10 protein-coding genes are annotated in these 14414 nt (G+C 70.8%); 4 read left to right on the top strand and 6 right to left on the bottom strand.

The window, feature by feature from the left end; translation table 11 throughout:
• The first annotated feature begins 121 nt into the window (after nucleotides 1–121).
• The 4 genes from ACZ37P_RS02060 (at nucleotide 122) to ACZ37P_RS02045 (ending at nucleotide 5085) form a co-directional block, all read left to right on the top strand.
• Complete coding sequence (locus ACZ37P_RS02060; RefSeq protein WP_467344349.1) at nucleotides 122–1723, top strand: MFS transporter; 1602 nt, start codon at nucleotides 122–124, stop codon at nucleotides 1721–1723.
• Nucleotides 1720–2337 (top strand): TetR/AcrR family transcriptional regulator, encoded by a 618-nt coding sequence (locus tag ACZ37P_RS02055; protein WP_355334485.1) that lies wholly within the window; start codon nucleotides 1720–1722, stop codon nucleotides 2335–2337. The genes ACZ37P_RS02060 and ACZ37P_RS02055 overlap by 4 nt, the downstream gene beginning before the upstream one ends.
• 248 nt (nucleotides 2338–2585) lie before the next feature.
• Nucleotides 2586–3569: an endonuclease/exonuclease/phosphatase family protein gene (locus ACZ37P_RS02050; protein ID WP_467344624.1), complete on the top strand. Its 984-nt coding sequence runs from the start codon at nucleotides 2586–2588 to the stop codon at nucleotides 3567–3569.
• 151 nt (nucleotides 3570–3720) lie between these two features.
• Complete coding sequence (locus tag ACZ37P_RS02045) at nucleotides 3721–5085, top strand: glycosyltransferase 87 family protein (RefSeq protein ID WP_467344622.1); 1365 nt, start codon at nucleotides 3721–3723, stop codon at nucleotides 5083–5085.
• On the opposite strand, the gene ACZ37P_RS02040 is transcribed toward ACZ37P_RS02045, so the two are convergent.
• The 6 genes from ACZ37P_RS02040 to ACZ37P_RS02015 form a co-directional block, all read right to left on the bottom strand.
• The gene (locus ACZ37P_RS02040) at nucleotides 4991–6481 is read right to left on the bottom strand and encodes a N,N-dimethylformamidase beta subunit family domain-containing protein (RefSeq protein WP_467344620.1); all 1491 of its coding nucleotides are present in this window, start codon (nucleotides 6479–6481) and stop codon (nucleotides 4991–4993) included. The genes ACZ37P_RS02045 and ACZ37P_RS02040 overlap by 95 nt on opposite strands.
• Nucleotides 6482–6737: 256 nt before the next feature.
• Entirely contained in the window at nucleotides 6738–8498 is a 1761-nt protein-coding gene (locus tag ACZ37P_RS02035; RefSeq protein WP_391043735.1) for an NAD+ synthase, read from the bottom strand.
• 348 nt (nucleotides 8499–8846) lie between these two features.
• Complete coding sequence (locus tag ACZ37P_RS02030; RefSeq protein WP_355334474.1) at nucleotides 8847–10484, bottom strand: glycoside hydrolase family 13 protein; 1638 nt, start codon at nucleotides 10482–10484, stop codon at nucleotides 8847–8849.
• A gap of 122 nt (nucleotides 10485–10606) precedes the next feature.
• Nucleotides 10607–11497 (bottom strand): carbohydrate ABC transporter permease, encoded by an 891-nt coding sequence (locus ACZ37P_RS02025; RefSeq protein WP_355334473.1) that lies wholly within the window; start codon nucleotides 11495–11497, stop codon nucleotides 10607–10609.
• Nucleotides 11498–11511: 14 nt separating this feature from the next.
• Nucleotides 11512–12468 carry a carbohydrate ABC transporter permease gene (locus ACZ37P_RS02020; protein WP_355334470.1) on the bottom strand — a complete coding sequence of 319 codons (957 nt, stop codon included), beginning with the start codon at nucleotides 12466–12468 and terminating at the stop codon, nucleotides 11512–11514.
• An 83-nt stretch (nucleotides 12469–12551) separates the two neighbouring features.
• Nucleotides 12552–13964 (bottom strand): ABC transporter substrate-binding protein, encoded by a 1413-nt coding sequence (locus ACZ37P_RS02015; protein WP_355334468.1) that lies wholly within the window; start codon nucleotides 13962–13964, stop codon nucleotides 12552–12554.
• Nucleotides 13965–14414 lie beyond the last annotated feature (450 nt).

Below are 14414 nucleotides of genomic sequence, written 5' to 3'. Positions count from 1 at the left end.
CGTCCCCGGATCCCTTCCATGCTGGCACGGCTCGCCCGGTCCGGAAAGAGGGGGCACGTTTTTGCCGCCCCTTTACGATACGAGACGGGATCGTATCGAATAAGACCTTAGGCTGACCTCCATGGCCGACAACTCGATAACCGCCCCGCCGTCCCACGTGCCGGAGGCGATCCACCGCCGCCGCTGGGCGATTCTCACCGTGCTGCTGTTCAGCCTCCTCGTGGTGGTGCTGGACAACTCGATCCTCAACGTGGCGATGAAGACCATCGCCCAGCCCTCACCCACCGGCCTCGGCGCCTCGCAGAGCCAGCTCGAATGGGCGATCAACTCCTACACCCTGGTCTTCGCGGGCCTGCTGTTCACCGCCGGCCTGCTCGGCGACCGCCTCGGCCGCAAGAAGGTCCTGCTCTTCGGCATGGTCGTGTTCGGCGCCGGGTCCGCGCTGTCCGCGTTCTCCGGCTCCGCGGGCGAACTGATCGGCTACCGCGCGGTGATGGGCCTCGGCGGCGCCTTCATCATGCCCGCCACCCTGGCGATCATCATGAACGTCTTCGAGCGCAAGGAGCAGCCCAAGGCGATCGGCATCTGGACCGGCGTGGTCGGCCTCGCCATCGCCATCGGCCCGATCACCGGCGGCGCGCTGCTCGAACACTTCTGGTGGGGCTCGGTCTTCCTGATCAACGTGCCGATCGTGATCGCCGCGCTCATCGCCATGTTCATCCTGGTGCCCGACTCGCGCGACCCGCGCCCCGGCCGCCTCGACCCGGTCGGTGTGGTGCTCTCCATCGTCGGCCTGGTCCTGCTGATCTACGGCATCATCAAGGGCGGCCAGTTCGGCGACTTCACCAAGCCCGAGGTGTGGGCCACGATCGCCGGCGGCCTCGTCGTCCTCGGCGCCTTCGTGCTGTTCGAGAAGCGCAGCGACCACCCGGCCTTCGACGTCACCTACTTCAAGGACCGCCGCTTCTCCGCCTCCGTCGCGGCCATCGGCCTGGTCTTCTTCGCCCTGATGGGCGTCACCTTCTTCATCGTCTTCTACACCCAGACCGTGCGCGGCTACAGCCCGCTCAAGACCGGTCTGCTGCTGCTCCCGCTGGCCGCCGCGCAGATGGTCTTCGCGCCGCGCGCCCGGCTGGTGGTCGACCGCTTCGGGGCGCGCGCGGTGTGCACCGCGGGCCTGACCCTCACCGCGATCTCCTTCCTCGGCTTCCTGCTGCTCGGCCAGTCCACGCCGATCTGGGTTCTGGAAGTGCTGTTCTTCCTGATGGGTACGGCGATGGCGCACGTCATGCCGCCCGCCACCGTCATGATCATGTCGTCGCTGCCGCGCGAGAAGGCGGGCTCCGGGTCCGCGGTCAACAACACCTTCCGGCAGGTCGGCGGGGCGATCGGCGTCGCGGTCCTCGGCTCGGTGCTGTCCACCGTCTACCGCAACGGCATCGACGACCACCTCGACGTCCTGCCCGCCGGCGCGCGGCACTCGGCGGGGGAGTCCATCCAGGCCACCATCGGGATCGCGGAGAAGCTCGGCCCCAAGGGCCAGTCGCTGATCCAGCCCGCGAACGACGCCTTCATCCACGCCATGCACATCACCGCCGCGTGCTCGGCCGCCGTCGCCTTGGTCGGCGCCGTCGTCACCCTGGTCTTCCTGCCCGCCAAGGAGCGGGTCGGACAGGCGCCCGACGCCGCGGCGGAGCCGGAGAAGGTGGGTGCCGAGCAGTGATCGACCCTCCCAGTACGTCGGCCGCGCGGCGCGGTCGCCCGCGCTCCGCGGCCGTCGACGGCGCGGTCATCGAGACCGTGCTGCGGCTGATCGCCGAGGGCACCTCGCTGTCCGAGCTGTCCATGGAGGGCATCGCGCGGGAGGCCGGGGTCGGCAAGGCCACGGTCTACCGCCGCTGGCCGGGCAAGGAGGCGCTGCTGATCGACGTGCTCGCCACGGTCGACTCCCACCCGCTGCCCGAACTGCCCGGCACGTCCTTCCGTGACGATCTGATCGTCGCGGTCGAGTCGATACGGCGGCGCGGTGTGGCCAAGCGGGAGTCCGCGCTGATGCGGACGATGCTGACCGAGGCGCAGAGCAGCCCCGATCTGTGGCGCTGCTACCACGACACGGTCATCGCCACCCGCCGTGAGGCGCTGGCCCAACTGCTGCGGCGCGGCATGGCCGACGGCGACATCCGGCCGGAACTGGGCAGGGACGTCGAGCTGCTGGTCGACTTCGTGACCGGACCGATGCTGGCGCGCTCCACGCTCCGGCCGGACGCCGAACTGTCGCCCGACCTCACCGAACGGCTGGTCGATCTGCTGCTCGACGGGATGCGCCCACGCGGCTGACCAGCGGCGGGGCGTACGGGAGTACACGGGGGCGCGGGGGATCTCCACCGCGCCCCCCACATATGTCCTGCGTGTCCCCGTCGTGTCACAGGTGGGGCCGATGCGGTGGGTGAAGGAACCCGCCGCACCCCGCTGTCCGTCGGTTCTCATAACGATCCCCTAAGGTCGGCAGAGCACCCGGCAAGGCAGTGAGGACCCTCATGACCCAGGCGCAGAGCGGCACGGACGCGACCACGGACGGCAGCGCCATGCCGCCCAGGAACGCCTCCGGAGCCCGCGCCCGGTTCCGTCACTGGTGGCAGCCCGAAGGCATGTGGCGGCGCGGCGTCATTCTCGCCGTCGTCGCCGTCCTCGTGGCCGTCCTGCTGCTCGTGCACGCCGACCTGCCCAACCGGATCGGCAACCTCGGCAGTCTGCTGGAGACCTTCCTGCCCTGGATCGGCCTGGCCGTGCCGGTGCTGCTGGTGGCCGCCGTGCTGCGGCGCTCCACGACCGCGCTGATCGCCCTGCTGCTGCCGTCGGTGATCTGGCTCAACCTCTTCGGCGGCCTGGTCACCGACAAGACGTCCTCCGGCGGCGATCTGACGGTGCTCACCCACAATGTGAACGCCGAGAACCCGGACCCCGACGGCACCGCCAAGGACGTCATCGCGGCCGGCGCCGACATCGTCGCCCTGGAGGAACTGGCCGAGAGCCAGGCGCCCCGCTACGCCCGCGACCTCGCCGCCGCCTACCCGTACCACTCGGTGCAGGGCACGGTCGGACTGTGGAGCAAGTACCCGCTGTCCGGGGTGCGCACGGTGGACATCAAGATGGGGTGGACCCGCGCCATGCGGGCCGCGGTGAAGACCCCGGACGGCCAGGTCGCGGTGTACGTGGCGCATCTGCCGTCCGTGCGGGTGAAGTTCAACGCCGGATTCACCGCGGGACAGCGCGACAACGCGGCCGACGCGCTCGGCCGGGCCATCGCGGGCGAGAACCTGCACAGCGTGGTGCTGCTCGGCGACCTCAACGGCACCATGAACGACCGGGCGCTGGCCTCGGTCACCTCGCAGATGCGCTCCACGCAGGGCGCGGCGGGCAACGGCTTCGGCTTCAGCTGGCCCGCGTCCTTCCCGATGGCCAGGATCGACCAGATCATGGTCAAGGGCATCGAGCCCAAGGCGTCCTGGACCCTGCCGAAGACCGGCAGTGACCACCTCCCGGTCGCCGCCCGCCTCCAGGTGCCGTAGCCCTCCGCACACGGCTTTCCCGCGACTCGGCGCGCTCCGCCGGATGGCGCACCGAGGTGGCGGCCCGGCGGCGGTTGCGCGAGCGTGACCCGCAGGTGCTCGTCGCCGGCGCCCGGTCCGCTGCCGTGAGGGTGTCGCCATGCAAGAACCGATGTCCGCCGCCGCGCGCAGACGCGGGTGGCGTGAGTGGCTTTCCCCCGCCCGGGCCGCCGTCGCCGCCGGGTGGTGCCTGCTGTCCGTCGCGGGCGTGTGGCTGGTGCAGCGCCTGGTGCGGGTCTCGATGATCGACGTGATGGTCTACCGGGCGGCGGGCTGGACGGTACGCACCGGCGGCGACCTGTACTCGCTGCGCGCCGACGGACTGCCGATGACGTATCCGCCGTTCGCGGGACTGCTGTTCGTCCCGCTGACCTGGCTGGACGTGGGCGCCATGCGCACCGCCGCGACCGTGGCGAATCTGCTCCTCGCGGTGGCCTTCGCCGCCCTGTCGCTGCGGCTGGTCGACCGGCGGCCGACCGTGGCGTCCGCGCTGCTCCTGACCGCGCTGGTGGTGTGGTGCGAGCCGGTCTGGGCGACCCTGCGCTACGGGCAGGTCAATCTGCTGCTCGCCGTGCTGGTGCTGGCCGACCTCACCTGCCGGGCCGACCGCAGGTGGGCGGGGGTCGGCATCGGCATCGCCGCGGGCATCAAGCTCACCCCGGTGCTGTTCGTCGCGCTGCTCGCCCTGGCCGCCTTCACCACCCGCGGGCGCGGCACCCCGTATCTGCGCCGCGCGTCGGTCGCGGCCGGGACCTTCGCGGCCACCGTCGGAGTCGCCGCGCTGGCCCTCCCGCACGACTCGGTCCGCTACTGGACCCAGGACGTCTTCTCGCCCGACCGCGCCGGTTACGCCGAAGAGGTCGCCAACCAGTCGCTGCGCGGCGTCCTGGCCCGGCTGACGCACAGCGGCGACCCCGGCACGCTCTGGCTCTGCGTCGCGCTCGCCGTCGCCCTCGCGGGACTGGCCGTCGCGGTGGGCGCGCTCACGGCCGGGGACCGGCTGCCGTTCGCCGCCGCGTGGGCCGCGGTCTCCTGCGGTGTGACGGCCCTCCTGGTCAGCCCGGTGTCGTGGACCCACCACTGGGTCTGGGCGGTGCCCATGGCCGTGCTGCTCGTCGCCGAGGGGGTACGCCGCCACGACCGGCGGTGGGTCTGGGGCGCGGCGGCGGCCGTCCTGGTGTTCTGCTCGTACGCGCTCTGGGCCCTCCCGCACGGCCGGGGACGCCCCGAACTGCGCGAGAACCCCGCCCAGATGCTCCTCGCGGCCTGCTACCCGCTGGCCGGGCTCGCCTTCCTCACCGTCGCGGGCCGCGTGGTGACCACGGCGCTGCGTACCGAGTCCCCGCCCCCGGCCCGCGCGGCGCGCTCCCGCGGAGCCCGCCTCAGGTCCCGTACAGCCGGCTCACGTTCGCCCGCGGGGCGGGCCGGGAAGCGGCGGCCCGCCCCGCGGCGAAGCCGGTCAGCAGATTCTCCGTGACCTTGGTGACGAACGTCCGGGTGCGCTCGTCCATGCCGTGGTCGCGGCCCATCAGACCGGTGCCCGCCATCAGCCCCTCGACCCAGCGCATCGTCCCGGTGGCGAAGACGCCCGCGCCGCCGGGCACCGTGTAGTACGCCGAGTCCGAGTGGCTGGCGCGGCCGTCGCACACCAGCGGCGAGTGGGCGACGACCTCGATCGGCGCCGGGGTCGGGTAGCCGGGGTCCACCCGGTCGTACTCGACGCCGACCAGGTGCGCGAAGCGGTCGCCCCGCGCGGCGCCGGTGCCCGCGAAGAGCCAGTGGTCGGCGCTCTCCACCACGTACGGGGCGTCGGTCGGATACCCCTCGTAGATGACGCCGGTCAGCGAGGACTCGGGGTCGGGGGCGGGCCGGGCGCGGAAGTCGTTGGTCGGCTTCGCCGGGTCGCGCGCGAGGCCGGGGTCGCTCTGATAATCGGTCTTGTAGCAGACCACGGTGCGTGGTTCGCCGCCCCGGACGGCTTCGAGGCGGACCCGCCGGAAGCAGGTGTTCGCGCCGAGGAAGACCAGATTGGTGCCCGCGTCCCGCGCCGCCGTGACGTGCGCGCGCTGCTCCGGCGTCCAGTACTCGTCGTGGCCGAGCGCCACGGCCGTGGTCGCGCCGCGCAGCACGCCGGGGTCGCGGTGGACGTCGATCCCCGTCGTGTACGCCAGCGGCAGCCCGAGCCGCTCGGCGAGGACCACCAGGGCGCGTTCGTACACCAGGAACTTCTCGGCGCCGTTCTTCGCGTACGGCCGGTCGAACGACACGGCAAGCGACCGGTCTCCGTAGCCGCCGTCCCGGCCGTTGTAGAGGCTGTAGCCGCCCCAGTCGTTGTACGCCTGCCAGGTCGCGGGCGCGTGCATGATCAGGGTCCGGCCGGTGGCCGCGGCCGAGCGGACCACGAGCGGGACGTACCGCTGATGGCCGTCGTCGGAGGTGAGCAGCAGCAGATAGGCGCCCTCGGGCCAGCCGTCGGTGGGGACGTCGAGGCCGCGCTCCCAGCCCGCCGTCACGGTCCTGGTGGACCCGGACGTCCTGGGCCCCGGCTGCCGGTGCCCCGCCGTCCGCGGCGACGTCCATACCCGCGTGGCCTGCGACCCGCCGTACCAGCCGACCCGGTAGGCGGCGACGCGGAAGCCGGGCGCGGTCGTCGACACGTACAGCCCTACGCGCTCACCGGGCCGGACGCTGACCCTGTCGGCGTACCCCTCGATCGCGTCCGGCGGTCCCAGCGAGCGGATCCGCCAGTCGTCGGTGCCCGCCCGCCGGACGGCGGTGGGGCCGCTGGTGGGGGTGCGGCGCACCGCGGCGGAGCCGCTGTCGCACCCGGCCGCCGCCGCGCCGACCACCCCGGCGACGGCCGCGTGGAGCACGCGCCGCCGGGCCGGACCGGGCGGCGCGCCGTCGTCCGCGGGACGGGCGTACGGGCCGGGCGGCGGGCCCTGGGCGCCCGGCTGGGGCGCCGGGCCCTTCGCGGCCGGGTGCTCGCGTTCGTCGTCCACTTCCGCGTCCCCTTCCCGGTGCGCCGGGCGCTGGGGCGCGGCTCGGCTCCGTCAGGACGATCCTGCGCGTGATCCGGCCGCCCGCGGCTCCGGCGCGCCGAACGCGGCGGTCACCGGGCGGTGTTGGTCAGCTCTGCTCGCCCTCGCGCCAGCGGTTGGTGATCGGCAGCCTGCGGTCCTTGCCGAAGCCCTTCGCGGAGATCTTCGTGCCCGGCGGGTACTGCCGCCGCTTGTACTCGGCGGTGTCGGTCAGCTTGAGGATACGCGTCACCAACTCGGCGTCGAAGCCCGCCGCGATGATCGCCTCGCGGCCCTGGTCCCGGTCGACGTACATCTCCAGGACCCGGTCGAGGACGTCGTAGTCCGGCAGCGAGTCGGTGTCGACCTGGCCGGGGCGCAGCTCCGCGCTCGGCGGCTTCGCGATCGAGTTCTCCGGGATCGGCGGGGTCTCGCCGCGCGCCTCGGCGTCGGCGTTGCGCCAGCGCGCCAGCCGGAAGACGGTCGTCTTGTAGACGTCCTTGATCGGGCCGTACGCGCCGACCGAGTCGCCGTACAGCGTCGAGTACCCCACCGCCAGCTCGCTCTTGTTGCCCGGCGCGAGCACGATCTGGCCCTCCTGGTTGGAGATCCCCATCAGCGTGACGCCGCGCAGCCGCGATTGGAGGTTCTCCTCGGCGAGGCCGGTCAGCGACAGCGACGCCATGTAGGCGTCGAACATCGGGGCGATCGACACCGTACGGAGATTGAGGCCGGTCCTGCGGGCCAGCTCCGCCGCGTCGCCCTTGGAGTGGTCCGAGGAGTACGCCGACGGCATCGACACGCCGTACACGTTCGCCGCGCCGATCGCGTCGACCGCGATGGCGGCCACCAGGGCCGAGTCGATGCCGCCGGACAGACCGATCAGCACCGAGCGGAAGCCGTTCTTCTCGACGTACGCGCGCAGGCCGGTGACCAGCGCGCCGTAGATCTCGGCGTCGTCGGTCAGCCGCTCGGCCTCGCCGCCGGTGAACTCCGCCGGATACGGTTCGACCGGCGCCTCGGAGAGCGTCACATGGCGGATCTCCAGGCCGTCGGCCACCCGCCCGGACGGCGCCCGCCCGGGCGCGGCGGGCAGGTCGAGGTCGAGCAGCACGCACTCCTCGGCGAACTGCGGGGCCCGCGCGATCACCTCGCCGTCCTCGCCGACGACGATCGTGTCACCGTCGAAGACCAGCTCGTCCTGGCCGCCGACCATCGCCAGATACGCCAGCGTGCAGCCCGCCTCCCGCGCGCGCCTGCGCACCAGGTCCAGACGCGTGTCGTCCTTGTCCCGCTCGTACGGCGACGCGTTGACCGACAGCAGCAGACCGGCGCCGGCCGCGCGGGCCGCCGGGACCCGGCCGCCGTCCTGCCACAGGTCCTCGCAGATCGCCAGCGCCACGTCCACGCCCCGCACCCGGATCACCGGCATGGTGTCGCCCGGCACGAAGTACCGGAATTCGTCGAAGACCCCGTAGTTGGGCAGGTGGTGCTTGGCGAAGCGCAGCGCCACCTCGCCGCCGTGCAGCACCGCCGCGCAGTTCTGCGGCGCCCCCGCGGGCTGCCCGAACCTCGGCCGCGCGTTCTCGCTGCGGCCCAGATAGCCCACGACCACCGGCAGCTCGCCCAGGCCCTCGTCCGCCAGCCGCTTCGCCAGCGCCACCAGGGCCGCGCGGCTCGCGTCCACGAACGAGGCGCGCAGCGCCAGATCCTCCACCGGGTACCCGGTGAGCATCATCTCGGGAAACGCCGCCAGGTGCGCTCCGCGCGCGGACGCGTGATGGGCCCAGCGCACGACGGTCTCGGTGTTCCCGGCGATGTCGCCGACGCGGGAGTCGATCTGATTCAGGGCGAGGCGTAGTTGAGGCATGGCCTCATCTTAATCGTCAATGCGACGAGATGTCGCCCGGGGTGCCCGTGCCCAGGGGGTCGGCCCCGAAGGGGCGCGGGGAACCGCGCGGCCACCGCCCGGCCACCTCGCGGTGCAGGGCAGGCCCCAAGGGGCGCGGGGAACCGCGCGCTCAGCCACCGTGCTCCCGCAGGTCACCACCGGCCCCCGCGGGGCGGATCGGTTGTCTCCGGGCCACCGGCCCGTTGGTGGCTGGCCGCGCGGTTCCCCCGCGCCCCTCAAAAATTCGGCGTACCGCCCCGGTCAGGGAACCGGCCGGGGCCGCGCCCCGGAGAAGATCGGCTTACCGTCCCTCGCAAGAAAATCGTTTCAGCGGCGCAGCCAGACGGCGGTGTCGGCGGGGATACGGCCGTCGAGGAGAGGTCCGCTGGTGAGCAGGAGCTCACTGTGCGCGGGCAGCTCCGCGGGGGTGTCGGCCAGGTTGACGACGCAGACGAACGCGTCGGTGCGGCTGAAGGCGAGGACGCCCGGGTCGGAGTCGAGCCAGTGCATGGGACCGTCGCCCAGACCGGCCTCCGCGCTGCGAATCCGCAGCGCCGCCCGGTACAGCGAGAGCATCGACGCCGGGTCGGCGGACTGGATCTCGGCGGTGCGCCCCGCCCAGTCGGCCGGCTGCGGAAGCCACGGCTCCGCCGAACCCTCGGGGCTGAAGCCGAACGGCGAGGAGTCACCGGACCAGGGCAGCGGCACACGGCAGCCGTCCCGGCCGGGGTCGGTGCCGCCGGACCGCAGGTACATCGGGTCCTGGAGCTTGGCCGCCGGAATGTCCTCGACCTCGGGCAGCCCCAGCTCCTCGCCCTGGTAGAGGTAGACGGATCCGGGCAGCGCCAGGGTCAGCAGCGCGGCGGCCCGCGCCCTGCGGGTGCCCAGCTCCAGGTCGGTCGGGATGCCGAACGCCTTGGTCGCGAAGTCGAAGCCGGTGTCGACCCGCCCGTAGCGGGTGACCGTACGCGTCACGTCGTGGTTGCACAGCACCCACGTGGCGGGCGCGCCCACCGGCTCGTGCGCGGCCAGCGTCGTCTCGATGGACTTGCGGAGCTGCTCCGGCGCCCAGGGGCAGGCGAGGAAGTCGAAGTTGAACGCGGTGTGCATCTCGTCCGGCCGCAGATAGTGCGCGAAACGCACCGCGTCCGGCAGCCACACCTCGCCGACCAGGATCCGCGTGTTGTCGTATCCGTCGGCGATCCGCCGCCAGCCGCGGTAGATCTCGTGCAGGTCGTCCCGGTCGATGTACGGGTGCGGGGCGGCCGGGTCGCTGCTCAGGTCGGGCAGCTCCGGGTCCTTGGCGACCATCGCGGCGGAGTCGATCCGTACGCCGCCCGCGCCGCGGTCGAACCAGAACCGCAGGATGTCCTCGTGCTCGGCCCGGACGTCCGGGTGGTTCCAGTTGAGGTCGGGCTGCTCGGAGTCGAAGAGGTTCAGGAACCAGTCGCCGGGCGTGCCGTCCGGGTCGGTCGTCCTCGTCCAGGCCGGGCCGCCGAACTGCGAAGGCCAGTTGTTCGGCGGCAGCTCGCCGTCGTCACCGCGGCCGGGGCGGAACCAGAAGCGGTCGCGCGCGGGCGATCCGGGACCGGCCGCCAGCGCCTCGCGGAACCACGGGTGGGCCGCCGATATGTGGTTCGGCACGATGTCGATGATCGTCCTGATGCCCAGCGCCAGGCCCTCGGAGATCAGCTTCTCGGCCTCGGCGAGCGTGCCGAAGACCGGGTCGATGTCCCGGTAGTCGGCCACGTCATATCCGCCGTCGGCCATCGGCGACGGGTACCAGGGGTTGAACCAGAGGGCGTTGACGCCCAGCTCGGCCAGGTAGGGCAGCCGGGAACGCACCCCGGCGAGGTCTCCGGTGCCGTCGCCGTTGCTGTCGGCGAAGCTCCGCGGATAGACCTGGTAGATGACCGCGCCGCGCCACCAGTTCTCGTCGGCCTCGGGCTGAGGGGTGTCTGCCACGTCAACGTCCTTTCGGGCAGGTGGGACCCCGCCGCCGGCCCCGGAGGCGGGGATGTGGGCATAGAGGCCGGCGGCGGAGTGCTTGGGGGTGCGTTACGGAAGGCTTGCGGTCCGGTGACCCGTCAGCCCTTGAGGCTGCCCGCGGTCAGGCCGGACATGATGTTGCGCTGGAAGAGCAGGAAGATCAGCAGGGTCGGCACCGCGGAGATGGCCAGCGCGGCGATCAGCACGTTCTGCGGTACGCCCTGCGAGAGCGAGTTGATGCCGATGTTGATCGGCTGGTTCTTCGGGTCGGGCTCCACCAGCATCGGCCAGAGGAAGTCCTTCCAGACGTTGACCACTGCGAAGATCGACACGACGCCGAGGATCGGACGCGACATCGGCAGCACGATCGACCACAGCGTGCGCAGCGGCCCGGCGCCGTCGATCTTCGCCGCGGACATCAGGTCCTCGGGAATCGAGTCGAAGAATCGCTTCAGCAGGAAGATGTTGAAGCCGTTGGCCACCGTGGGCAGCCAGATCGCCCACGGGGTGCCGATCAGGTTCACGTGCAGCAGCGGCAGGTCGAGGACCGTCATGTACTGCGGCACGATCAGCACCGCCGCCGGGATCATCAGCGTGGCGAGCATCATGCCGAGGATCAGATTGCCGAGCACCGGCCGGAGCTTGGAGATCGCGTACGCCGCCGCCACGTCGAAGACGAGTTGCAGCAGCAGCGCGCCGAACGCGTAATAGAAGGTGTTGAAGAGCAGCCGGGCGATCTTCAGCTCGCTCCAGGCGTCCGAGTAGTTGCTCGCCTTCGGGTGTTTCGGGAAGAGCGTCGGCGGATTCGCCAGGACTTCCTGGGCCGACTTGAAGCCGCCGGTCACCATCCAGTAGAGCGGGCCGAGGAACACCAGGGTGAAGACCAGGATGACCAGGCTCAGCACGGTCCAGTAGACGAATTTCGCCCGCGGTCGGCTCAAAGCGGCCGACGAGATCAGGGTCCGGTTTTGCTGGGTGAACGCTGCCATGTCCGTCTTCCGTCCTAGTCGCTGTTCCGGCTCAGCCGCGCGTACACACCGGAGAATCCGGCCAGCACCAGCAGCAGGAAAAGGCCCAGCGCCGCGGCGCTTCCGAAATTGTTGTAGCGGAACGCGTACTGGTAGACCATGTACACGACCGTCGTGGTGGAGTTCTCCGGGCCGTTGCCGCCGGTCAGCAGATAGACGTTGGTGAACTCCTGCATGGTCGCCACGATCTGGAGCAGCAGCATGAGTGAGAGCACCATGCGGGTCTGCGGGATCGTGACGTGCCAGATCTTGCTGAACAGCCCGGCTCCGTCCAGGTCGGCGGCCTCGTACAGCTCGCCGGGGATGTTCTGGAGCGCGGCCAGATAGATCAGCGTGGCGCTTCCCATGCTCATCCAGGTGGCCGCGATCACCACCGAGATCATCGCCGTGTGCGACGAGTCCAGCCATGCGGAGGTCGGCAGGTGCAGGGTCTTCAGAATGTGGTTGAAGAGCCCGTACTCCGGGTTGTAGAAGTACTTGAACAGCAGCACACCGGCGACCGGCGGAAGCATCACCGGCAGGTACACCAGAATGCGCAGGTACGCCTGTGCGTGCCGCAGTTCATTGAGCAGGATCGCCACGAAGAACGGCACGATGAAGCCGATCACCAGCGCGTACACCGTGAATTGCAGGGTGTTGCGCCAGGCCGTCCAGAAATACGGGTCGTGGTAGACCTGCTTGAGATTGTCGAAGCCCACCCAGGTGGTGACACCGCGCTTGGTCTTCTGGAAGCTCATGATGAACTCGCGGACCATCGGGTACCACGAGAAGAACCCGAAGCAGAGGACCGCGCCGATCAGGAAGCCGTACGCCTGGACGTTCTGCCGGACTTTACGGCTCAGGCCGGAACGGCGCTGCGTTCCATCGGGCTGACCAACGGGACGCCCGGCGTGGCGCCTACTCGATTTCTCGGGGACGGTTGTCGCCGCCATGGGTGCTCCTCGACTGAAGTGATGCGTCGGGCCGGTACCGCTGAGCGGGGGCCGGTCGCCGGACCGGCCCCCGCGGGCTGTCGTTACTGAGAGGCGGCCAGGAGGCTGTTGACCTGGGACTCGGCAGTGGAGAGCAGCTTGGAGATGTCAGCGTTCTTGTTGGTCAGAACACCGGACATCACCGTGTCGAGCACGGTGTAGATCTTCTGGGCGTTCGGCGGCTCGGGCTTCACGGGCACCTGGGCGTCGACGTACGTCTTGAAGTTCTCGACCGGGACGGTCGCGTTCGCGGCCTTGGTGGAGTTGTCCTTCTCCTTCGACGCGCCGGTGAAGAAGAAGGGCTGCGGGAGACCGACGGGCAGGCCGTCCGTCTTGTTCCGCGGGTAGTTGAACTGGCCCTTCTCGAGGGTCAGGTACTTGAAGTTGATCCAGGCGATGCCGGCCTTGATCTGGTCCGGGGAGGCCGACTTCTTGAACATGTAGTCGGCGCCGCCGAACAGCGAGGTCTTGCCGCCGGGGATCGGGGCCATGCCGAGGTCCTCGAACTTGGCCTTGTACTGCTGGACGACCAGCGGGATGTCGTCGGGAGCGCCGACGTACATGCCGACGACGCCGGTGCCCATCGCCTTCTGGACGTCGCCCCACTCCTTGCCCGGGGTGGCGGGCATGCTGTTGTCCGTCCAGCGCATGTCGTGCAGCGTGGTCAGCAGGGTCTTGGCGCTGTCGTCGTTGAACGTCGCCTTCTTGCCGTCCTCGGACACCATGGTGCCGCCGAGGCCGTACAGCTCGGACGTGAAGTGCCAGCCGCCCTGGTTGCCGCCGGCGTTCTCGATGAAGCCGTGGATGCCCTTGCTGCCGAGCTTGTCCTCGATCTGCTTGGAGGCGGCGCGGACGCCTTCCCACGTGGTGGGCGGGTTGTTCGGGTCCAGACCGGCGTCCTTGAAGATCTTCCGGTTGTAGATCAGGCCCATCTGGTAGTTCGAGGTGGGCAGACCGTACAGCTTGCCGCCGTCCTTGAGGACGTCGAGGACACCGGGGTCGATGTCCTTGAGGTTCGGGACCGTCTTGTCGTTGACGTATTCCGTGATGTCGGCCGCCTGGCCGGCGTCCAGCACCTGCTGGAGGTCGGTCATGTACGTGTAGAACGCGTCGGTCTGGCTACCGCCCTGGAGCTGGGCGGTGAACTTGGCCGGGTCCTCGCAAGGGAACGCGTCCTTGCTGTTGACCGTGACGTTCGGGTACGTCTTGTTGAACTCGGCGACGTCGTCGATCCACTGCTGGCGCTCGGCCTTCTTCGTGGTCGGCGGCTCACAGTCGACCGTGATCGACACCTTGGTCTTCGGGTCCAAGGGGGTGCCGGCGCTGCTGGAGCTGCTGCTGGCCTTCGTTCCCGGGTCATCCTTCTTGTCGTCGCTGCTGGAACACGCGGCAGCGGACAATCCGATGCCCGCGACCAGCGCGACCGCCACCAGTCTGCGGTAGCCGATTCTGCTCATGTTCAAAACCCTTTCCCCTGAACCACTGCGCGTCGTTGGACTGCGATCTGGGACCCCCGCGGCACATGGTGCACGTGATGCTCGGCGCAGTTGCACGCCGCCGTTTCGGGTTGGCTCAACGTACTTAACCCGATAGATGTCCGCAAGATGTCGCGCGAATTTCGCAAAGACACGACTTGGTTACGACGTCGGACGGCTCGCAAGTGGAAGCGGGGTCACCGGCCGTGTGCTCGCGGACGGCCCGTGACGGCCCCTCCGCGGGCCCGGCGCGGGCCGGGCCGGAGGGGGTGCCCACGGGCCCGGGAGGGTCGCCCGGCGGGCCCCAGGGGGCCGCGGCCGGCGGGTCGCCGGGGGAGCGGACGGCGGGGGGGGGGGGGGGGGGGGGGGGGGGGGGGGGGGGTGCGGGGGGGGGGGGGGGGGGGGGTGTTGGGTGTCGGGTCTTTGTCGCCG

The sequence above is a fragment of the Streptomyces sp. NPDC024632 genome, assembly GCF_055559175.1.
This window is presented reverse-complemented; position numbering and strand designations above follow the sequence as displayed.